Raw genomic sequence first — 23418 nt, forward strand, 5'->3', positions numbered from 1 at the left:
AGAGAATACGGTGTTCAATATACTGGTTGTTGATGATGAGCCGCTCATTTGCAAAGGACTGAGCAGCCTGCTGGCTGCTTCCGGGCTGGATATTGACCATATCTATACGGCCGGCAGCGGATATGAGGCACTGGATTGTATCCGTATGGAGGAGATCGACCTGCTTGTGACCGATATCCAGATGGGGGCTATGAGCGGGATCGAACTGATGCAGCATGCCAAAATGACCAAGCCCTGGGTGCAGACGATCGTCATCTCTGCGCATGAGACCTTTCAGTACGCCCAGATGGCCGTCCGGCTGGGGGCGAGGGACTATCTGATCAAGCCGCTGAACAGTGAGCAGTTCCTGGATTCGGTGCGCAGTGTCGTCCTGAAGATGAATAGACCGTCGCCGGAGCTGGCTACTTATATGGATGGTAATGGAGACCGCTTCCGCCTCGAGGAGCCGCTTCCCGAGTACAGCGAGCTGCTGAACAGTCTGCTTACAGAGACTGCGGCGGTGCTGGGGGCAGAGGAGAAGCTGCGCAAGCTGGATGAGCTTAAGCTGCAGGGGCCGTTTTTTGCGGTGATCAAAATCAAGCTCCCCCTGCCGCAAGACAGGCCTGAGCAGAGGTACACTACCCGCGATCATAGCCTGCTGCGTTACGCTGCTTTGAATATCGCCAAGGAGTTGCTGGATCAGGAGTGGAATTCCACCGCCTTTTATTCGCCGGATCAGGAGATTACGGTCATCATCCAGTGGGATGAGCAGAGCTACGAGGAGCCATCCACCGGCCAGCTGAGCCGTCTTGAAATGCTGGGACGCAGTCTGCATTTTAATATTCACCGCTACCTGCAGCTGAGTGCTGTTATCGGCATCAGCCAGATTCTGAAGGGGCTGAGCTTCATGGATGTGCTGAACCGGCAAGCCTCGAAGGCGATCCTCTGGAACAACGAGCAACCCGATCATTTTGTGTTCTATTATGGGGATTTCAACTGGAACAACTATGCTGCTGATCCGTCGCCCGAGGAGCTGCATACGCACAGCAATCTGATCGTGCAGAAGGCGAAGGAATATATTGACGGGAATTACGCCCAGAAGGGGCTGACGATCCATGAAGTAGCCAAGAAGAATCATGTCAGCCCTAATTACCTGAGCTATCTGTTCAAGAAGAATACAGGTTACAACCTGTGGGAATATGTCATTAAGCTGCGGATGGAGGACAGCCGGGAGATGATTCTGAACACCGATCTGCGCAGGTATGAGATTGCGGAGCGGGTCGGATACGAGTCGCCGGAGCATTTTAGCAAAATTTTCAAAAAATACTTTGGGCTCAGCCCCAGCGAGTTGAAGAAGTAAGAACGCTTACGATTGCCATAGATATAGACATGTTAAGTCTCTCCCTCATTTCCTACAATGAAGACAGGAGGCGCTTTCCCGTAAAGTGCTGAAAGACGACAGGAATGAGGGAGCCGGAATGAATCAGTCTGCTGCGTTACATGATCACCTTCTAGCGGAGCTGGAGAACAAGCCGTACAAGCAGAACCGCTGGAAAAAGAATTACTGGGGTGTGATGTTTCTTGTCCCCGCATTGATTATCTTCATTATGTTTATGTGGGTGCCTATCTTCAAAGGGTTCCTGTACAGCTTCTACACCGTTGATTTCGTCAAAGGCAATACCTTCGTCGGCCTGGACAATTACGCCAGGGCGCTTACCGACCCCGATGTGCTGATTGCTGTCCAAAACACCCTGTACTATATGCTGCTCTGCCTGGTGATCGGCTTCTGGGTTCCGATTGCCTTTGCCATTGCGATCTCTGAGCTGCGGAAATTTGGCGGATTCGTGCGCGTTGCCGCATATTTGCCATATGTCATGCCTGCTGTAGTCCTATACGGGCTGTGGCGTTGGCTGTATGATCCGGTTGGACCGATTAATGCCGTAATCGGCAGCACCGGAGCGGAGCAGATCGCCTTCCTGACCGATACGCGGTGGTCGATGATCTCGCTGGTCTTCATGGAGACCTGGCAGCAGTTCGGCTCGGGGATGCTGATCTATCTTGCTGCGGTGCTTAGTATTCCCCGGGACTGGTATGAGGCCGCCGAGATTGACGGAGCCGGAGTCTGGGCGCGTATCCGCCACATCACCCTGCCTTCGCTGCGTAATCTAATCCTGCTTATGCTAATTCTTCAGGTCATTGCCACCTCACAGGGCTACCAGTCACAGATGGCCTTACTGGACGGGGGGCCGAACAATGCTACGCTGACGTATGCGCTGCTTATTGTGAAGTATGCTTTTACCAGACTGGATTATGGTACGGCGACTGCGCTGGGGATGCTGATGTTTGTTGTTCTGGGCGGTTTGGGCATTCTTCAGTTCAAGCTTAACAAGGAGGACAACTAGGATGAAGAGCGCAGACAGAGGGATTCTCTCGGAGCATGACTTGAAAAAGACCAGCAACAGGGTTGTTTACGGAATTATGGTGCTGTTCATTGTCCTGATGATATTCAGCATGTTGTATCCCATACTTATGACAATGTTCAACGGCCTTAAGTCCAACGTCGAGGTGAATTCTTTCCCGCCGCATTTTTTTCCGCAGGAATGGCATTTCGGCAATCTGAAGGATGCGCTGAATTATATCGATCTGGCCATGTTTCTGCGGAACACCCTGTATATTTTTGTAGGAAATATGGTCGCTACCTTAATTGTATTGGGACTCGCGTCTTTCAGTATCTCGCGGATGAATGTGCCTTACCGCAAGGCCTTCTATTTCTTCTTCCTGATGACGCTGTTCATTCCGGCCACGAGCTATATGATTCCGAACTTTGTCAATCTGAAGGAGTTGGGTCTGCTCAATCAATATGCGGCCTTCTGGCTGCCGGCAGGCGCGAACACGTTCTTCTTCCTGCTGCTTAAGAACTTCTTCGACGGAATTCATCCCGAGATTCTGGAAGCCGCGCGGATGGACGGGGCCTCGGAGCCAAGAAGCTTTTTCACCATCGCGGTGCCGCTGTCGGTTCCGATTTTTGCAACACTGGCGATCTTCATCTTCTCCACAGCCTGGAACGACTGGTTCTGGCCGTCGCTGGTCATGCACAGTGAGGACAAGTATACGCTCGCTACCGCCATCTATAAGTACGTTATCAATGTAAAGGCACTGAACACGAACATCAAATTTGCGATTCTATTTATTGTCTCTCTGCCGCCGATCCTGGTGTTCCTGGTCTTCCAGAAGTTCATTATGCGCGGAGTTTCACTGTCGGCGGTCAAAGGCTAGGCAGGAAGGATAAGTTCCGGTAGAGATCGTAAACCTGCACATGAAGGGAATATAAATACACCTCGTTTGTAAACGGTTTCTCTTTTAAGATGAATTTGTAAGCTCATTATGATATGGAAAAGGGGAGTTACCATGCGTAAAGTTTCCAGCGTATTCGCCTGCCTCCTGGTCACGGGGACCTTATTGTCCGCTTGCGGGGGCAATAGTAACGGCAACAAGCCGGCGGCTGACGGGGGAGAAGCGACACCTGCACCAGCGGCTACCCAAGCGGCAGAAGAGTCGGCAACCCCGTCACAGGCACCGGCCGATGATATTACCCAGAAAAAGGTAACGATCAAAATCCACTATCCTACGCCTGACCTGACCGAGGTGAGAGCGCAGGAGGATGACAAAATCAAGCGGTTCCAGGAAGTCTATCCGAACGTGGAGATTGTCAAGGACGACTGGCAGTATAATGTAAGCGAGATCGGGGTGAAGATGGCTGCGAACGAAGCGCCTACCTTCTTCAACACGTATGCCACCGAAGCCAAATTCCTGATTGAGAAGGGCTGGGTAGCCGACATCACCGATCTGTGGAACAATTATGAGTTCAAGGATCAGATCAATCCTGTGCTGCAGAACCAGTTCATCATTGACGGCAAGGTGTATGGAGTAACCCAGAAGGGTTATGTCACTACAACAATGATCAACAAGAAGATGCTTGATGACAAAAGTGTAGCTGTACCTCCAATGGACTGGACCTGGGACGACATGCTGAACACAGCCAAAGGAGTGGCCGATCCCAAGAAGGGAATCTCCGGGATTGCGCCAATGGGTAAGGGCAACGAAGCAGGCTGGAATTGGACCAACTTCCTGTTTGAAGCAGGCGGAGAGATCCAGAAGATTGAAGGCGGCAAGGTGGTGGCAACCTTCAATTCCGAAGCCGGGATCAAAGCGCTGGACTTCTATAAGAAGCTGAGATGGGAAGCTGGGGCCGTTCCCCAGGATTGGGCGCTCGGCTGGGGCGATGCTGTAGGCGCCTTCCAGCAGGGCCGCACCGCGATGGTGATGGCCGGATCTGACGGTGTCATTGAACAGGCGCTTAACCAGGGCGGGTTCAAGCCTGAGGATGTGCTGACCTATCCCATGCCTGCGGCTGAGAAGGGCGGCAAGCATACCGGTGTTCTCGGCGGCGACTATCTGGTCATCAACCCGAATGCCAGCAAGGATGAGCAGGAGATGGCCTTCCGTTATATTACCTTCGACTATTTCTCGGATAAAGGCCTGGAAGCGCTCGACGCCATTATCAGCCAGCGTAAAACGGACGGGAAATACTACATCCCGCCGCTTCTGGATTACTATGCTGCCGATTCCGACTTCGGCAAGAAGACCAAGGCCGTCTATGACAAGTACGACATTGTATATCAGTACAGTCCCGAAATCATGGCGCTGCTGGACGGCAAGCCTGAAGCCCAGTACAACACTCAGGACTATTATGCAACGATGTCCAACGTGATCCAGGAGCTGTTCGCCAAGGAAGGCACAGACTCGAAGGCCCAGCTTGATGCGGCGGCCGCAACGGTCCAGCACAAATTCTTCGATACGATTAAGGCAGAGTAGCTTAAGATGGCTTTCCCTAGAGTCGGGAAAAAGATGAATAAGGGGGAGACAGCAGAGATGCTGTCTCCCTTTTTTTAAAAGATAAGAATTTATATGCTTCGCGCTATAATTATCCTTATCTTTCTCGCTGAAACGGAACCGTCCTTTAAAAGGATGGCAATGCGTTTCCGCTTGTTAGCTGAGATTTATATTTATATTCACCGTCTGAGTGAGTCTATAGAAGAGCACCGTATGAACCGAAGTTACGGCTGGGCATTCGTGAGCAGAATTTCCGAGGCCCACCCGGCATCGCAAGGCAAGATGGGCCATCAACGCTACAGCTTGTGGGTTGGCGTTCGCAGATTAGACAAATATCAATTAAATATTGCATATAATATGGAAAAAATCCCGGTATATGATCGAATGAAAGCGCTTTGAAAACAACTCAAAAAAAACTTTATACTTTGTGAAAGATTTCACTATACAAGGTGAAAAGGATGTGCTAAGATAAATGTATAGAAAGAAACAACCTAAAAATTGACAGGAGGACGAGGGAGATGGCAGTTAAAAACGAAGTCGCCGCCCAAGTGAAACAAACCACCGCTGAAGAGTATATTCAGGTTTTGGTGGATAAAGCAAAGAAAGCCCACGAAGCGTTCATGGGCCTGGATCAAGAGCAGACAAACACAATCGTTCATGCAATGGCGCTGGCCGGACTCGACAAGCATATGTACCTGGCCAAACTGGCTGTTGAAGAAACAGGACGCGGAGTATACGAAGACAAAATCACGAAGAACATCTTCTCCACTGAATATATCTGGCACGGAATTAAGTACGACAAGACTGTAGGCGTTATTGAGGATAACGTTTATGACAGCTTCCAGAAGATTGCTGAACCCGTCGGAATCATTATGGGTATCACACCGGTAACCAACCCAACATCCACCACGATGTTTAAAGCTTTGATTTCCGCAAAGACACGTAACCCTATTATATTCGGTTTCCACCCGTCGGCGCAAGAGTGCAGTGCGGCAGCAGCCAAAATTCTGCATGATGCAGGCGTAGCAGCCGGCGCACCTGAGAACTTCATCCAATGGATTGAACTTCCTACGATGGACAAAACAAACGCACTGATGAACAATCCGGACGTTGCACTGATTCTGGCAACCGGCGGATCGGCAATGGTCAAAGCAGCTTACAGCTGCGGCAAACCGGCACTCGGCGTAGGTCCTGGTAACGTGCCTGCCTTCATTGAGAAGAGTGCTGACATTGATCAGGCTGTAACAGACCTTATCCTGTCGAAGACTTTCGATAATGGTATGATCTGTGCTTCCGAGCAGGCAGTCATCATTGAAGAAGCTATCTTCGATCAAGTGAAGAAGAAAATGATTGCAAACGGCTGTTACTTTGTGAACAAAGAAGAAGCTGCCAAGCTGACAAGCGGCGCAATGAACGTTGAGAAATGTGCGGTTAACCCGGCTATCGTTGGCCAATCCGCAGTGAAGATCGCTGAAATGTGCGGCATTCAGGTTCCTGCCGGAACGAAGATTTTGGTAGCTGAGCTCGAAGGTGTAGGCACTAAATATCCATTGTCCGCTGAGAAGCTGAGCCCGGTTCTGGCTTGCTACAAAGTGAAGAATGCTGACCAAGGTATCGAACGCGCAGCTCAAATCGTTGAATTTGGCGGCATGGGCCACAGCTCGGCTATCCATTCCAATAATGAAGAAGTCATCATGAAGTTCTCCAACCGTCTGCAAACCGGACGTATTCTCGTCAACTCGCCATCCACACACGGCGCAATCGGCGATATTTACAACACCAATATCCCTTCATTGACACTGGGCTGCGGATCTTATGGACGCAACTCGGTATCGCAGAACGTGACTGCAATCAATCTGATCAACGTGAAAAGGGTGAACCGTCGTACCGTGAATATGCAATGGTTTAAAGTACCTGACAAGATTTACTTCGAAAAGGGAGCCTCTCAGTATCTGGCCAAAATGCCTGACATCACACGTGTAGCAATCATCACTGACCCTATGATGGTGAAGCTGGGATATGTGGAAAGAGTTGAACACTATCTGCGTCAACGCCAGACTCCTGTAGCCATCGAAGTGTTCTCGGAAGTTGAACCAGATCCATCGACGACTACTGTAGAAAAAGGCGCGGCAATGATGCACAGATTCCAGCCTGACTGCATTATCGCACTCGGCGGCGGTTCCCCAATGGATGCTGCCAAGGGCATGTGGCTGTTCTACGAACATCCGGATGCAGACTTCAACGGTCTGAAGCAGAAGTTCATGGATATCCGCAAACGGGTATACAAATTCCCTAAGCTCGGCAACAAAGCAAAATTCGTTGCGATTCCAACAACTTCGGGTACCGGTTCTGAAGTAACATCTTTCGCAGTTATCACAGACAAGACAACAGGCAATAATACGAAGTATCCTCTGGCCGATTATGAGCTGACTCCAGATGTAGCCATTATCGATCCGGAATTTGTATACAGCTTGCCTAAGACTGCTGTTGCCGATACTGGTATGGACGTATTGACCCATGCTATCGAAGCTTATGTATCTGTAATGGCTAGTGACTATACTGATGGTCTGGCAATCAAAGCGATTCAGCTGGTATTCCAGTGGCTGGAGAAATCCGCACTGCAAGGCGATAAGCTGGCCCGTGAGAAAATGCACAACGCTTCAACACTTGCCGGTATGGCATTTGCGAATGCATTCCTGGGGATTAACCACAGCTTGGCGCACAAATGGGGCGGACAGTATCACACAGCACACGGCCGCACCAATGCGATCCTGATGCCGCATGTTATCCGCTACAATGCCAAGAAGCCTACGAAGTTCGCTTCGTTCCCTAAATATTCGCACTTTGTAGCTGACGAACGGTATGCCGAAATCGCCCGTATTCTGGGATTGCCGGCTCGTACTACCGAAGAAGGCGTAACCAGCCTGATCAATGCCATCCGCGACATGAACAAAAAACTCGGTATCGAAGAATCCTTCTCGGCTCTTGGTTTCGATCCTAAGGACTTTGAAGCCCGCGTAGATTACCTGGCTGACCGTGCATTTGAAGACCAATGTACAACTGCCAACCCTAAAATGCCGCTGGTATCTGAGCTTGCCGATGTATACCGCAACGCATTCTACGGAAAATTCGATAACTAATTAACGGTTGCCTGGCGAAGAATAAGGTTAAAGGTTAATATGGGACTGGATGGAAGTGACAAATATCACCGAAAGAGTGATATTTGTCACAGTCCTTTTTCAGAAAATAAACTAAAATGTTTATATAAACAAAGATCCCAGTTATACAGTCACGATTGTGAATTTTATAACAACCAGTAGCTAAGGGATCACGAGACACGGGATTAACCTTCAAGCCCGCGATCTCTACAAATATACTAAATATAAATGGAGGGATTTAGCATGTCGGTGATTGAAAAAGAAGTACAAGAGGTTAAGTCGAGCTGGAGAAATTTCACAAAGGGTACATGGGCTAAGAAAGTTGACGTTAATAACTTTATTGCCAAGAACATCAAGCCTTATGAAGGAAATGAAGATTTCCTCGTAGGTCCTACCAGCAACACTACTGAACTGTGGAAGATTATCTCCCAACTGAGTAAGGAAGAAAGAGAAAGAGGCGGCGTATGGGATGTTTCCCTCGATACTGTCTCCACCATCACTTCCCATAACCCAGGCTACATTGACAAGGACAAGGAACAGATTGTCGGCGTTCAGACTGACGCGCCTTTCAGACGTTCTATCCAACCGTTCGGCGGTATCAAGATGATGATCGATGCTACTAAGGCTTACGGCTTCGAGCTTCCGCAGAATATCGTTGACATGTTCACGAACATCCGCAAAACGCATAACCAAGGCGTATTTGATGCATATACACCAGATATGAGAGCTGTGCGTAAATCGGGCGTAATCACAGGTCTTCCTGATGCTTATGGCCGCGGACGTATCATCGGCGACTATCGCCGTATTGCTCTGTATGGTATTGATTTCCTGATCAAAGACAAGAAGCAACAACTGACTGAGCTTGAAGTGGATTCCATGACAGAAGAAGTTATCCGTCTGCGTGAAGAGCTGTCCGAGCAAATGCGTGCTCTTGGCGAACTGAAACAAATGGCTGCAGCTCATGGTATGGACATCTCCAAACCGGCTGTCAACTTCAAAGAAGCTACACAATGGGTATACTTCGGTTATCTGGCGGCTGTTAAAGAGCAAAATGGTGCGGCAATGTCCCTTGGACGCGTATCTTCCTTCCTTGACATCTATGTTCAACGTGACTTTGAAGAAGGTACTCTGACTGAAGAACAAGCTCAAGAAATCGTTGACCATTTCGTAATGAAGCTGCGTATCGTGAAATTCCTGCGTACGCCTGACTATAACGACCTGTTCTCCGGCGACCCTACTTGGGTAACAGAATCCATCGGTGGTATGGCTGAAGACGGTACAACTCGCGTAACCAAAAACAGCTTCCGCTTCCTGCATACCCTGTACAATCTGGGACCGGCACCAGAACCAAACCTGACTGTACTGTGGTCCGAGAAGCTGCCTGAAGGCTTCAAAAAATATTGTGCCAAGGTATCCATTGAGACCAGCGCTATCCAATATGAGAACGATGATGTTATGCGTCCATACTGGGGTGAAGATTATGCAATTGCCTGCTGCGTATCCCCAATGCGTATCGGTAAGCAAATGCAGTTCTTCGGTGCCCGTGCCAACCTGGCTAAGGCTCTGCTGTATGCGATCAATGGTGGTAAAGATGAGAAATCCGGTGCTCAGGTAGGTCCTGAATATCCTGCGATCACTTCTGAATATCTGGATTATGATGAAGTAATGAAACGCTTCAAACCAATGATGGAATGGCTGGCTAAGACTTATGTCAACACGCTGAACATCATTCACTATATGCATGACAAATATTCCTACGAACGTATCGAAATGGCGCTGCATGACCGCGACATTCTGCGTACGATGGCTTGCGGTATCGCCGGACTGTCCGTTGCTGCTGACTCCCTGAGCGCAATCAAATATGCTAAGGTTAAGCCAATCCGCAACGAAGAAGGCATTGCCATCGACTTTGAAACTGAGGGTGAATTCCCTTGCTACGGTAACAATGACGACGCTGTTGACGGCATCGCTGTTGAACTGGTTGAAACCTTCATGTCGATGATCCGCAAAAACAAAACTTATCGTGATGCTGTGCCGACTCAATCGGTACTGACTATCACTTCGAACGTTGTATATGGTAAAAAGACTGGTACTACTCCTGATGGACGTAAAAAAGGCGAACCATTCGCTCCTGGTGCTAACCCAATGCACGGACGCGATAAGAAGGGCGCCCTGGCATCCCTGAACTCTGTTGCCAAACTGCCTTACTCTGATGCACAAGATGGTATCTCTAACACCTTCTCCATCGTTCCTAAGGCACTGGGTAAAGACGAAGATTCCCGTAAGTCCAACCTGGTATTCATGATGGATGGATATTTCCACAATAACGCTCAGCACTTGAACGTTAACGTATTTAACCGTGAGCAGCTGCTTGACGCTATGGATCACCCAGAGAACTATCCACAGTTGACCATTCGCGTATCCGGCTATGCTGTTAACTTCATCAAGCTGACCCGTGAACAACAGATGGATGTTATCAACCGTACGTTCCACGATTCCATGTAAGAATGGTTCTTGCTCTACAAGAATTGAGATAACGAAGGAGCTGCCGCCCTTGAAAGAGGGCGGTACACTCTTGTTTAAAATTCATTAAAATTTTAAGGTTTTTTTGAAAGGATGACATCTCATGCTTAAAGGACATATCCACTCTTTGGAGACGTTTGGAACGGTGGATGGCCCGGGTATCCGCTTCGTGCTTTTTATGCAGGGCTGCCTGCTTAAATGTCAGTATTGCCACAACCCGGATACCTGGGGACTGAATGAAGGCAAGGAAATGACCGTCGAGGAAGTGCTGGCGGAAATTGAGCCTTACCTGAATTATTATAAATCGTCCGGGGGCGGTCTGACCGTATCCGGTGGTGAACCGACGCTGCAGGCGCAGTTCGTCAAGCAATTGTTCACCGAAGTGAAGAAACGCTGGAATCTGCACACAACCCTTGATACCAACGGCTATAATGATGGATCGAAAATCAGCGACCTGCTGGATGTTACCGACCTGGTGCTCTTGGATCTCAAGCACATTGATGATGAAGCGCACATCAAGCTGACCGGCAAATCCAATGATCGTACCTTGAAGCTGGCCCGCTGGTTATCAGACCATAACCGTAAAATGTGGGTTCGCCATGTGTACGTTCCCGGCATTCACAATAAGGAAGAGGATCTGCAGAATCTCGGCCGCTTCATTGGCACGCTGAATGGAGTAGAGAAATTCGAAATCCTGCCTTATCATGTGATGGGGATCTACAAATGGAAGGAACTGAACCGTCCCTATGAGCTTGAAGGGGTGGAATCACCTTCCGATGAAGAAGTGCAGCGTGCGTACCGGCTGATTGAAGAAGGCCGTAAACAGTCTGCTCTGGTATAATCTCATACCTATAATGAACAAGCGGAGCTTCCCATTTGAGAAGCTTCGCTTTTTTGATGTCATTAAACCTGACTGGGTTCGCTTACATTAGAGGATTTTATCCCTATTGAAGATGAATCTTAACCTTACGATTACCAAGGTGATTTCCTATAATTAGAATTGTAAGGGAAACCACTAAATAGGGAGGGTCACCCGTAATGAGAAAAAGTCTAACACTGCTATTGTCTCTGATGTTCGTCACCTCAGCGCTGCTGACAGGCTGCGGAGGTAACAAGAATAATGCTGCCAATAGTAAAGGTGAGCCGGCGGCGACGGAAGAGGCTGCTGCTACGAATGCTGCCGCAACTGAAGAACCGGCAAGTGCTGAACCTTTTGAGATGACGATTCGTCATACTCAGGTTGGGGCAGACAAACAGAAACGACTGGCTATTCTGGAGGATGTGGTGGGCAAGGTGCAGGCGGATGTGCCTGGACTGACCTTCAAGCTCGATGGTGTAGATTCGGATGTGAACCGTAAAGAGAAGCTGCGCGGTGAAATGGCGGCTGGTAACCCTCCGGAGATCTTCGACCTGTTCGGTAGCCCGGACTCCAAGATCTATGCCAAAGAAGGCAAGCTGCTTGATCTGACCCCTATTCTCGATGAATTAGGCATCAAAGACAAGTTCTCCAATCTGGACCCGTTCACCTATGAAGGCAAAATCTACGGCCTGCCCATCGGCGGCTCCGGAGAAGGCTTCTTCTATAATAAAGAATACTATACCGGCAAGGGCTGGAAGGCTCCGGCCACCTTCGCCGAACTGGAGCAGCAGCTGGCCGATATTAAAGCGGATGGTAAAGTGCCAATGGCTGGTGCTTCCAAAGCAGGCTGGGTACCGCTGATGCTGGCCAACCATCTCTGGTCCCGTTATGCCGGACCGGATGTGACCGCGAAGTTCGCTACCGGTGAAGCGAAGTGGAATGATCCCAACGTAGTCAAGGGCTTGGCGAAATATAAGGAATGGGTGGATAAAGGCTACTTCAAGAAGGGCGAGCTGGGCTTCGAATATGCTGAATATACCACCCAGTTCACCAGCGGAGAAGCAATCCTGATGTACGACGGAACCTGGAAGTCTTCCGTATTCAAGGCCGGACAATCCGGCGAAGGCCTGATCGGTAAGGTCGGCTTCTTCAATATTCCGGCGGTTGAAGGCGGAGTAGGGGATCAGACGGCACTGATGCGCGATGTGAACAACGGTTATGGCTTCTCAGCATCGGCAAGTGAAGATGAGCGGCAGCTTGCGGCGGTGAAATCCTTCATTAAAAATATGTTCAATGAAGAAATGCAGCTGCGCGGTCTGGTTGAGGACGGTGTCCTGCCTGCCATGAAGATCGATCCGGCTGTGCTGAACAAGAACATTACAGATGATCTGATGAGCGAGATCGTCGCGGTGTTGAACAGTTCCCAATCCTCCTTCCCGGCCTTTGACTCGCTGGTGCAGGCGGATGTCACCACTGAGATCAGTAATATCCAGATTCAGAGCCTGATCGGCGGGCAGACGACTCCGGAGAAGATGGGCGAAGCACTCCAGAAGATTCAGGAAGAGGCCAACGCGGCAGTGGAATAAGAAGCGGTGAACTATATGTGCCCTGGTGCTTGCTCCAGGGTACATTTTTCAAAAGAAAAGCAATATGGAGGTAGTTATGAATAAGGCACTGAGAAATCCTCTAGTGTTCATTCTGTTCGTTATTCCGGCACTGATTCTGTTCATTATGTTCTTCATCTATCCGATCTTCAGCTCGATCTACTATAGCTTCACGAGTTGGAATGGTGTATCCGATACGGTCAAATATGCCGGAGTGAACAACTTCAAGAAAGCCCTGGGCGATGAACGCTTCTGGGTTTCTGTGAAAAATAACGGCTGGTTCATTCTGTTCTCTGTAGGCATACAGGTGCCGCTGATAGTGTTCTTCTCCTTACTGATTGCGAATGTGAAGAAGCTGAAGGGGCTGTACAAGACGGCGGTATTCATGCCATCCATTATGTCTACTGCAGTAATCGGCATTCTCTGGGGCTTCATCTACGAGCCGAACATCGGACTGTTCAATAAAGTGTTAGGCCTGGTCGGCATTGAGCCGGTCTACTGGCTGTCGGACGAACGGTTCGCCATGCTGTCGATTCTGATTACGAATGCCTGGCAGTGGACCGGATTCTATATTGTGATGGTGCTGGCGGCGATTCTCTCTATACCCGGTGAGCTGGATGAAGCAGCGGCCATCGATGGCGCTACGGGGTTCCAGCGGGCTACACGCATCACCCTGCCGCTGATCGTACCGATCATTTCGGTCGTGATTATGCTCTCGATTGCCGGAGCGATGAAGGCTGCCGATATCGTCATAGTAATGACTAAGGGCGGTCCGGCCGGTTCAACAGAGGTTATGGCCACCTATATGATCAAGTATGCGATTACCAACTTCAAATACGGGTACGGCAATACGATCGCCGTTCTGATCTTCTTGTTCACGCTCGTGGTAACCGCCCTCTACCAGCTGGTGTTTGCCCGCCGTACGGAAAGGATTGAATACTGATGCCGCGCCTGCTGAAGAAAAGTCTGCCGCACATCGCTTTGCTGGGGTATCTGTTAATTGTGCTGTTCCCGTTCCTTTTCGTCCTCTTCTCCTCTGTGAAGAAGGATAACAATGCGATTGCCCTCCATCCCTTCGGCATTCCGAAGAGCTTTGAATGGTCCAACTATGTGGAAGCTTGGGTGAATGCCAAGATCAGCACTTATTTTTTCAACAGCTTATATATTTCGATTCTTGCTTCTGTGGTATCTATTCTGCTGGCGTCTATGTTCGCCTTCGCGGTCACGCGGATGCGCCAGGGGAAGTGGAATAAGATTCTGTTCTCGCTGGTTCTGATCGGGATGCTGATTCCGAACAACGCGCTGATGCTGCCTATCTATACGATTGTCCGCAAGCTGCACATTCTGAATACCCACTGGGCGCTCATTATCCCTTACATTGCCAATGCGATCCCGTTCACGATCATTATTCTGGCCGCCTTCATGCGTTCGCTGCCCAGTGAAATTGAAGAAGCGGCGGTCATGGATGGCTTGAAGGCTCCGGGCATCTTTGCTAGAATTATTGTACCCTTGACAGTTCCGGCGATGGTTACTGTATTCATTGTTAATTTCCTGGGAAATTGGAATGAATTCCTGCTGGCTAACTATTTCCTCTCCAATGACGAGCTGCGTACGCTCCCTGTGGGGATGGTTCAGTTCCGCGATCAGTACCAGATGAATTACGCACAGATGTCAGCGGGGATTGTCTTCAGTGTGGTTCCGGTCATCGTGATCTATGCGGTTCTGCAGGAGAAGATTATTGAAGGCGTTACCGCAGGCAGTGTAAAAGGATAACATTAATCATGTCAGGAGCAATGGCCGATGAATCTGCGCTACAAATTGTTTACGGCATTCTTAGGCCTGATTATCATTCCGCTGTTCATTCTTGGCATGATTATGTTCTTCGTGACTTATAATTCCATTGAGAAGAAATACAGCCAGCAGTCCGAATATTCGCTTAAAGCGATCAGCTACAGTATTTCCAGTGTGTTCAAGGATATGGACAATGTGACAGACAACGGAATTGCCACCTCGGTGTTTCATATGGCGCTCAGCGCGGATGATCCCTCCAAGCAGGATTTAACCGATGCGGAGCAGCTCAGCCTGAATGCGAGCCAGCGCAATTTCCGGAGTCTGCTCTATAATCATCCGTCGATCAGCTATGCTTTCCTGTATAATTTCAACGGGAAAGGCAGCTCGGAGATTGTATCCGTCTTCAACAAAGAGAACTTCCGCACGCTGCCCTATGATAAGTTCAAAGGCAGCGAGCTTTATCAGGAGGTCATGAAGCTGAACGGGGTTCCGAAATGGCTGGCCCCGCATGAGTACCCTGAACTGACCGGGACGGAGGCTGTATTTACGCAAATCCGGCTGGTTAAGGAGCTTAGCTTCTTTCAGAATATCGGCATTCTGGTGGTGCAGATCAAGAACTGGGAGTTCGAGTCGATATTCCGCAATCTTAAGATAGGGGGCACGGATCAGAAGGTGTCCTTCATGCTGGTTAACGATGACGGGATGATTCTGCTGGACCCGGACAGGAAGCTGGACGGACAGGATTTCCGTGACTTCACGACGAAGGATATGACCTTCAAGCCTGGTTTTCAGAGCTTCAAGACGCAGTTTGGCGGCGAGAAAAGCATTCTGTCGGTCTACCATCTCAAGGAGTATCCCTGGAGTCTGGTCTCCATCACTTCTTGGGATACTTTGTCTCATGAGGTAACGGTGTTTGCCCGCTGGTTCGTCGTTGTGATGTTCCTGTGCCTGCTGGGGGCGGTTATCTTCAATCTGTTTTTCATGAACCGAATTACAGGCGGAATTGCTGTGATTGTGCGCTTCATGCGCCGGGTGGAGGACGGAGATCTCACTACCCGCGTCGAGGAGAAGGGTAACGATGAGATGACGCTGCTGGCCAAAGGCTTCAATGATCTTATGGACAAAATCAATATGCTGTTCAACCGGGTTCATGTGGAGCAGCAGCGCAAGAATCAGGCGGAAATGCGTGTGCTGCAGGCGCAGATCAAGCCGCATTTTCTGTTCAATACCCTGGAGTCGATCAATGTGCTGGCTGTGCAGAATGAAGGCCGTAAGGTCAGTGAGATGGTATATCGGCTGGCTAGCATCCTGCGGATCAGCATTCAGGACAAGGATGAGATTACGCTGGAGGAAGAGGTTAAGCATCTGCGCAATTATCTGGACATCCAGAAATTCCGCTTCGAGGACCTGTTCGATTATGAGCTTGAAATTCCGGCAGAGCTGCTGAATTGCGGGATTCTGAAGCTTACGCTCCAGCCGCTGGTAGAGAACAGCATTCAGCATGGTTTTGAGGGGATCGGGTATAAGGGTCTGGTGAGCGTTAAGGTTTGGGAGACCCAAGGTAATCTGATTCTGCGGATTCAGGACAACGGGATCGGCATGACTCCGTCCCAACTGTCCATGTTTCAATATATGGTGAACGATACGGCAGAACAGAAGCCGGAGGATAAGCCGGGTCAGGGCATACATCTCGAACGGCGGGGGCTTGGAGTCCGCAGTGTAGCAGACCGCATACGTATAGAATATGGCGACCGGTACGGGATTTTCATATGTGCAAGTCCGGGTGAAGGAACGATCATCCAGTGCGTCATTCCGAAATACGGGCAGGGGGAAGGCCATTATGCTAAAAGTATTATTGGTTGACGATGAGGCGCCTATTCTGAATAATCTCAACAGAGTTCTTCCCTGGCAGGACATGGGGATGGAGGTTGCGGGGATGGCCCGCAGCGGAATGGAAGCTCTGCGCATGGCCGAGGAGCAGCCGCCGGATCTGGTGCTCTGCGATATCCGGATGCCGGTGATGGATGGGCTGACGTTCATCGGGAAGCTGCGGGAGATGGGGCTGGAGAGTGAAGTGCTGCTGCTCAGCGGCTATCAGGAATTCGATTATGCGCGTGAAGCGATCCGTCTGGGAGTGAAGGAGTACATCTGTAAGCCGATCCACTACGGGGAGCTGGGTGACAAGGTGCGGGAGATCGGTGCCCGTATCCGCAGCAGGCAGTACAAGGATAAATTGTATAACAGCATCCCGTTGTTCCAGGAAGTGCCTGCGGCTGAGGATACCATCAAAAAAACACCGGAGCAGCTCATGAATCAAGCCGTACAATACATTACGGAGCGCCTGAATGCTGACCTGGGCATTGACGAGATAGCGAATAGGATCGGCATCAGCAGCAGTTATTTCTGCCTGTTGTTCAAAAACCATTTTGCGATGACCTTCGTGGAGTATGTTACGCAGCAGCGGATTGAAGCAGCCAAGTTCATGCTATCAAGCAGCGATAAGAGCATCACAGTCATCAGCTCCGGGGTCGGCTATCAGGAACGCCGTTATTTCACCAAGGTGTTCCTGAAGCAGACGGGAATGACCCCCAAGGAATACCGCAGCAAGTACCGGACGGTCGACGCCCGTCCTTAGCGGGTTGCCGGCCATAGCGATTGTCCCCGATAAGGGGCGGTCGTTATTTTTTTGTTTTCTTTTTACACAGAATGAAACTTTTCGCTATAACATGCGTCTAATACTATGTTTTGTAAAATGAACGTGGCAAAATATACTGCCGTCCTGCGAGGGGCGGTTGCGTTTTTGCGGGGATTATAAGGTGGAAAGAAAGCAATAAAGATACCTGCCTTATACACTACAATGGGAGCAGAAGGAGTCGTACAATGAATTTGAAAAAAGTATTTTTAGTGGCAGTATTGGCTGTATCGCAATCCATTGCAGCCGTGCCGGCTTGGGCCGCGCCTGTCAGCACAGAGAGTGCAACACCTCAGAGCGTTAACGCAGCGGCAAACACCGCTGACACACAGCTTCAGCCCGAGTCAACAGATCCGCTGCCGCCGCTTGTTACCGAGCCGCCAGCAGGTACAGTGATTCCAACCCCAACTCCGGTTCCGGCCGTAGTTGTTCCTACAGCAACACCAGTTCCGGGAGTAACGGAAACACCGATTCCGGCGGCTACTGTAGCACCTGGGGCTACTATTGCTCCTGTGGACGGTACTGTGCCGACTGATGCCGTTCTGCCTACGGCTACTCCGTTAACGGAAACGCCTGTAAGCCCAAGCATGACTACCTCTGCTGCAGGGGGAGGCCAGCTTATTCTGATGATGAACAGCAATAAGATGTTCAGAAACGGAACGCCTTACACGGCCAATCAGCCGATGGCAGTCAAGAACGGCGTCTCCTACGTATCGATCCGCGCAATGGTGGAAATGGTCGGCGTTGCCTTCACGTATGACGCCAAAACCAAAGAGGTTATTGTGACCAAGGGCACGAGCATTATGCGGTTCAAGACAGACAGCAAGATATACACAGTCGATGGTACCAAGGTTACCATGAAGGGTCCTGCGTACCAGTTCAAAGGCACCTTCATGATACCGTTAACCTCGATAACCTCTGCACTCAAAATTCCCTACACCGTTGACAATGTGCAGAAGCGGGTTATTCTTACGCTGAATACGAAGCCGACTGCCTCCTTCACAGTTCAGCCCAAAGAAATCTATGCTGGTGAGACTACTGTGAATTATGTTACCTACAGTTCTTCCCCGAACGGTACGCCGATTGTTGAAGAACGTTGGAGCGGCAATAAGATGGATGTATACGATCAACCGGGATTCTATACGGTTATTTACTCTGTACGTGATGCGAACAACCTTTGGAGTGATCCTTACCCGGTAACGATCCAGGTATTGCAGCCTAACCAGCCACCAGTGGCTCAATTCACAACAGACAAAGAGGAATACAAAATGGGTGAGCCGGTAACCCTGACAGATACCAGCTATGATCCTGAGAATGAAGAGTTGACCGCAACCTGGAACAATCGTTCCCTGGCGTATTTCACCCCGGGACCTCTGTCCATTCAGCTTACGGTTACGGACAAGCACGGTCTTAGCAGTACTTTTGAGAAGATGATTACAATCACCAATGAACAATTGTATACACAAGATGAAGTAACGAAGCTGTTCACCATTCCGGGGGATATCATCAGTATGGACGGCGGGATGATTCCGGCGCTCCCTAACCTGCCGTATACGCTGTCGTCCGAAGGCTACACCCTGATCCGCAGTAACAGCCCGGAGACCGTTCAGACGGAAGGTGTACTGTACCGGGAGAGTTCAGTGGGCAATACGCGCTTCCTGGTGCATCATATGAACAATATGGCTACCAGACAGAAGCTCTATGTGATTGCAACGAATAACAACCTGTATCCGACAACCATTAACATCCAATATCTAGGAATTGCCGGACCGGTGACCTCACCGGAATATACTGGAAAAGTATCGATGGAGAAATACTTCAATTCCATGGTTACTGGCTTGGCCGAATCGCAAATTACCCTGCAGCCTGGGCAAAGTCTTCCGATTATGACAGACCTGAACAAAGTCGCCATGAAGCCCAAAGACGTAATGTCGCTGAGCGCAGACCTGTTCAGTGATCTGCCGGTTCAGTATAACGTAGTTATGGTGGAGCAGAGCAAAGATCCTGTCGCCGAGCTGCCTTATCTGCCGGTTCTTGACATTGACGGCGTGCATACCAGGGGAACATTCCCCGATTCTACCCGCATCATGAACGTGACCGATCTGGTGGGTACCACGCAAAGCAAGCTGCTTCTGGGCGACAATATAAAGGACAAGAACCTGGACGGCATTGATCCAATGAAGGGGACATATGTTTCCAACGCCGGTAACTTCGGGGTACTGTACAAAATCGTACTGGACCGTGTTGCAGCAAACACGCTGATCACCTTCAACCCGCGCGGGGGTCCTTATCTGGGACCGTTGCTTGTAAACGGCACAATGGTGAACCTTCCAAATAAGGGGGTAATAGGAAAAACATCAGATACGAACGCTGTAGTCTACCGTACCGGAGAGTATGAAGGGCGCGTGGAGATTGTGTTCTCCGTCGCTTCCGGCAGTAATCTGCCCGTTAACTTCGTCTTCACTCCGCTTCCGGCCAAGAAATAAATATTCCCTATAGCACAGACGGCAGCGTTCCTGATGGAACGGCTGCCGTTTTGTTTTTCTGATGCAGGTCTGTGGATACGGGAGCTCGAAGGCAGTTTTATTGACGGGGCAGTGCTTTTGGGGCATTATAAAGAGAGTGCAATACAAACGACCTAATTTCATGGGAGATGAGCGAATGCTGTCGACAGATCAAATACTGGAAGCCATGTCGGGGCAGGGGCTGCGAATCACCGATCAGCGCAAGACGCTTGCCAGATTATTCGGCGAGAATACGGGATATTTGTCTGCGAAGGATGTATATGAGCATATGGGCCGCAAGTACAGCGGGCTCAGCTTCGATACCGTCTACCGCAACCTGCGTGTCATGGAGGAGCTTGGGGTACTGGAGCAGATTGTATTTGAGGAAGGTGTCAAATTCAAGGCAAGCTGCAGTCAGGATCACCATCACCATCATATGATTTGTCTTCAATGCATGAAGACTTACCCGATTCAGTTCTGTCCGATGAATCTAACAGATCCACCCGATCAGTTCCGGGTGGTCAAGCATAAATTTGAGGTGTTCGGTTACTGTAAGGACTGTGAGCAGGGAAGAGAAGAAGTGCCGGCTGTGGCGACTCACGGCAAAGAGGGGCACTGAATATGGCTACCTTACGAAGAACGGTACAGGCCCCTATCCGGGTCTACCGCAAGTTCATTTCGCCGCTGAAGCCTGCAACCTGCCGGTTCTACCCGACCTGTTCGGCCTACGCGCTGGAAGCCATCGAGATTCATGGTGCACTGAAGGGCTCGTGGTTGGCTGCGCGGCGGATTGCCCGCTGCCATCCCTTCCATCCGGGGGGGCTTGACCCGGTGCCGCCCCGCGAGGAGCAATCCTCCGGAAAGAAGCCGCTGCATACGACTTGACATGGACAGCTTGGATGGGTATATTTTGAATAATACGTAATATTCCGAGGAACGGATGAGTAGATGTGGATGACCATTACAGAGAACCGGGTGCTTGCTGGGAGCCGGTATGGGACGCCAGATTGAATATGGTCCGGGAGGATCTGTATTCGAGCGTGAGCCGGTAGTCACGGCTGCGTAAGATAACAGCGTGTTCCAGCGTTAATGGACAGTTCCGAGAAGGGACTGGCGAAGCCTGTGCTCTGTGAGGAGCCGGGGAACTTTGGGTGGTATCGCGTGAGTATACTCTCGCCCCATATAGGGGCGGGAGTTTTTTGCGTCAGGATATGTAAATACGAGATGGTATAACGAAGGGATGACAACAGAATGAGTGAGAACAAAACCTTTTATCTAACAACACCGATCTATTATCCGAGTGACAAGCTGCACATTGGACATGCGTATTCTACAGTAGCCGGTGATGCTATGGCCCGCTACAAGCGTCTGCGCGGCTATGAGGTGCGCTACCTGACGGGGACGGACGAGCACGGGCAGAAGATTGAAGAGAAGGCCGGGAAGGCCGGGAAGACCCCTCAGGAGTTCGTGGACGGGATTGTGGTAGGCATTAAGGATCTGTGGAAGAAGCTGGACATCTCCAATGATGACTTCATCCGTACCACGGAGGATCGCCACAAGAAGGTGGTTGCTGATATTTTTGACCGCCTGCTGAAGCAGGGGGATATCTACAAAGGGGAATATGAAGGCTGGTACTGTATTTCGGATGAGACCTTCTACACCGAGACCCAGCTGGTGGATATTGAACGCGATGCTGACGGCAAGATTACCGGAGGAAAAAGTCCGGACAGCGGACATCCGGTGGAGCTGGTTAAGGAGGAGAGCTACTTCTTCCGCATGAGCAAGTATGCTGACCGCCTGCTGAAGTTCTACGAGGAGAACCCGGATTTTATCCTGCCGGAGTCCCGTAAGAACGAGATGATTAACAACTTCATTAAGCCGGGTCTGGAGGATCTGGCTGTATCCCGTACGACTTTTGACTGGGGCGTTAAGGTAAAAGGGGACGAGAAGCATGTAGTGTACGTGTGGATCGATGCGCTTACCAACTACATCACGGCTCTCGGCTATGGCTCGGAGGACCGCAGCCTGTATGAGAAGTACTGGCCAGCGGATGTGCACATCGTGGGTAAGGAAATTGTCCGCTTCCATACGATCTACTGGCCGATCATTCTGATGGCGCTGGGTGAACCGCTGCCGAAGAAGGTCTTCGCACACGGCTGGCTGCTGATGAAGGACGGTAAAATGTCCAAGTCCAAGGGCAATGTGGTTGATCCGGTTACCCTGATTGACCGCTACGGGCTGGATGCCCTGCGTTATTATCTGCTGCGCGAGGTTCCCTTCGGCTCGGACGGAACCTTCACGCCGGAGAGCTTCGTGGACCGCATTAACTACGACCTGGCTAATGACCTGGGCAATCTGCTGAACCGGACCGGAGCAATGGTGGAGAAGTACTTCGGCGGCGAGCTTCCGGCTTACGCCGGTCAGGTTACCGCATTTGACGGTGAGCTTGAGGCAATGGTGCAGAGCACTTACGCCAAGGTGGAAGAGGCGATGGAAAAGATGGAATTCTCCGTAGCCCTGACCGCAATCGGCGCGCTGATCAGCCGGACGAACAAATACATTGACGAGACCCAGCCTTGGGTACTCGCCAAGGACGAGATCCGCAGCGCTGAGCTGGCTTCGGTGATGCGACATCTGGTCGAGGGACTGCGCACCGCGTCCATTCTGCTCCAGCCGTTCCTGACCGGCGCTCCGGCGAAGATCTGGGAGCAGCTGGGCATTCAGCCGGGCGAGCTGACCACCTGGGAGAGCGGCAGATCCTTCGGCCTGATTCCAGCGGGAACCCGGCTTGCGAAGGGCGACCCGATCTTCCCGCGCCTGGATGTGGCGCAGGAGGTAGCGTACATCGCCGAAGCGATGGGAGCCGGGAAGCCGGCCGCGGCTGCTATGACTCGGGAAGCGGCGGTTGCCGATCCGGAGGAAGAGGAGCATAAGGAAGAAATCGGCATCGACGATTTCGCCAAGGCGGAGCTGCGCGTAGCCCAGGTCATCGCCTGCGAGCCGGTGAAGAAGGCGGATAAGCTGCTGAAGCTGCAGCTGGATCTTGGCTATGAGCAGCGCCAGGTGGTATCCGGCATTGCGAAGTTCTACACACCGGAGGAGCTGGTGGGCCGCAAGGTGATCTGCATTGTGAACCTGAAGCCGGTGAAGCTGCGCGGGGAGCTGTCTCAAGGTATGATCCTGGCCGCCTCCAAGGGCGAGCAGCTGACTATTGCTACCGTACCGGACAGCATGCCGAACGGAGCCATTGTGAAATAAGGATGCCAAGGGCATCCTTATAGTGAGAGTACAGCAATCCCCGCAGGCCACAGGCAGCGGGGATTGCTTCTTTTTGCTCCAAGATAACCGGGCACAGGATGCCTTGCAGACTACGAAATGCAGATCGGAGTTGACTTATCGTAACGATTACTATTAT

Annotated in this window: 16 protein-coding genes; all 16 read left to right on the forward strand. The window is 50.6% G+C overall.

Annotated features, from left to right (window positions below; translation table 11 throughout):
• Positions 1-10: 10 nt before the first annotated feature.
• Positions 11-1339 carry a response regulator gene (locus ACFSX3_RS14285; RefSeq protein WP_209984489.1) on the forward strand — a complete coding sequence of 443 codons (1329 nt, stop codon included), beginning with the start codon at positions 11-13 and terminating at the stop codon, positions 1337-1339.
• Between the two features lie 214 nt (positions 1340-1553).
• On the forward strand, positions 1554-2381 hold the full coding sequence (locus ACFSX3_RS14290; RefSeq protein ID WP_209985128.1) for a carbohydrate ABC transporter permease: 828 nt from the start codon (positions 1554-1556) through the stop codon (positions 2379-2381).
• A 1-nt stretch (position 2382) separates the two neighbouring features.
• Positions 2383-3255 carry a carbohydrate ABC transporter permease gene (locus ACFSX3_RS14295; RefSeq protein ID WP_209984486.1) on the forward strand — a complete coding sequence of 291 codons (873 nt, stop codon included), beginning with the start codon at positions 2383-2385 and terminating at the stop codon, positions 3253-3255.
• A 132-nt stretch (positions 3256-3387) separates the two neighbouring features.
• Complete coding sequence (locus ACFSX3_RS14300; protein ID WP_209984482.1) at positions 3388-4854, forward strand: ABC transporter substrate-binding protein; 1467 nt, start codon at positions 3388-3390, stop codon at positions 4852-4854.
• A gap of 536 nt (positions 4855-5390) precedes the next feature.
• On the forward strand, positions 5391-8012 hold the full coding sequence (adhE, locus tag ACFSX3_RS14305; protein WP_209984476.1) for a bifunctional acetaldehyde-CoA/alcohol dehydrogenase: 2622 nt from the start codon (positions 5391-5393) through the stop codon (positions 8010-8012).
• Between the two features lie 261 nt (positions 8013-8273).
• Positions 8274-10535 carry a formate C-acetyltransferase gene (gene pflB, locus ACFSX3_RS14310; protein ID WP_209984474.1) on the forward strand — a complete coding sequence of 754 codons (2262 nt, stop codon included), beginning with the start codon at positions 8274-8276 and terminating at the stop codon, positions 10533-10535.
• Between the two features lie 121 nt (positions 10536-10656).
• Positions 10657-11394 (forward strand): pyruvate formate-lyase-activating protein, encoded by a 738-nt coding sequence (pflA, locus tag ACFSX3_RS14315; RefSeq protein WP_209984472.1) that lies wholly within the window; start codon positions 10657-10659, stop codon positions 11392-11394.
• Between the two features lie 197 nt (positions 11395-11591).
• Positions 11592-12998, forward strand: a complete 1407-nt coding sequence (locus ACFSX3_RS14320; RefSeq protein WP_209984466.1) for an extracellular solute-binding protein — start codon at positions 11592-11594, stop codon at positions 12996-12998.
• Positions 12999-13074: 76 nt separating this feature from the next.
• Complete coding sequence (locus tag ACFSX3_RS14325) at positions 13075-13959, forward strand: carbohydrate ABC transporter permease (RefSeq protein WP_209984464.1); 885 nt, start codon at positions 13075-13077, stop codon at positions 13957-13959.
• A complete protein-coding gene (locus ACFSX3_RS14330) occupies positions 13959-14789 on the forward strand; it encodes a carbohydrate ABC transporter permease (protein ID WP_209984460.1) in 831 nt (276 codons plus the stop codon). The genes ACFSX3_RS14325 and ACFSX3_RS14330 overlap by 1 nt, the downstream gene beginning before the upstream one ends.
• A gap of 27 nt (positions 14790-14816) precedes the next feature.
• On the forward strand, positions 14817-16670 hold the full coding sequence (locus tag ACFSX3_RS14335; protein WP_209984457.1) for a cache domain-containing sensor histidine kinase: 1854 nt from the start codon (positions 14817-14819) through the stop codon (positions 16668-16670).
• Positions 16648-17442, forward strand: a complete 795-nt coding sequence (locus tag ACFSX3_RS14340) for a response regulator transcription factor (protein WP_209984454.1) — start codon at positions 16648-16650, stop codon at positions 17440-17442. Before ACFSX3_RS14335 ends, ACFSX3_RS14340 begins: the two co-directional genes overlap by 23 nt.
• A 245-nt stretch (positions 17443-17687) precedes the next feature.
• Positions 17688-19985 (forward strand): copper amine oxidase N-terminal domain-containing protein, encoded by a 2298-nt coding sequence (locus ACFSX3_RS14345; protein WP_209984451.1) that lies wholly within the window; start codon positions 17688-17690, stop codon positions 19983-19985.
• Between the two features lie 175 nt (positions 19986-20160).
• Positions 20161-20622 carry a Fur family transcriptional regulator gene (locus ACFSX3_RS14350; RefSeq protein ID WP_173129630.1) on the forward strand — a complete coding sequence of 154 codons (462 nt, stop codon included), beginning with the start codon at positions 20161-20163 and terminating at the stop codon, positions 20620-20622.
• 2 nt (positions 20623-20624) lie between these two features.
• A complete protein-coding gene (gene yidD, locus ACFSX3_RS14355) occupies positions 20625-20888 on the forward strand; it encodes a membrane protein insertion efficiency factor YidD (RefSeq protein WP_209984448.1) in 264 nt (87 codons plus the stop codon).
• Between the two features lie 366 nt (positions 20889-21254).
• Complete coding sequence (gene metG / locus ACFSX3_RS14360) at positions 21255-23261, forward strand: methionine--tRNA ligase (RefSeq protein ID WP_209984445.1); 2007 nt, start codon at positions 21255-21257, stop codon at positions 23259-23261.
• The last annotated feature ends 157 nt before the right edge of the window (positions 23262-23418 follow it).

It is taken from the genome of Paenibacillus rhizoplanae, assembly GCF_042684125.1.
GTDB classification, from domain to species: domain Bacteria; phylum Bacillota; class Bacilli; order Paenibacillales; family Paenibacillaceae; genus Paenibacillus_AQ; species Paenibacillus_AQ rhizoplanae.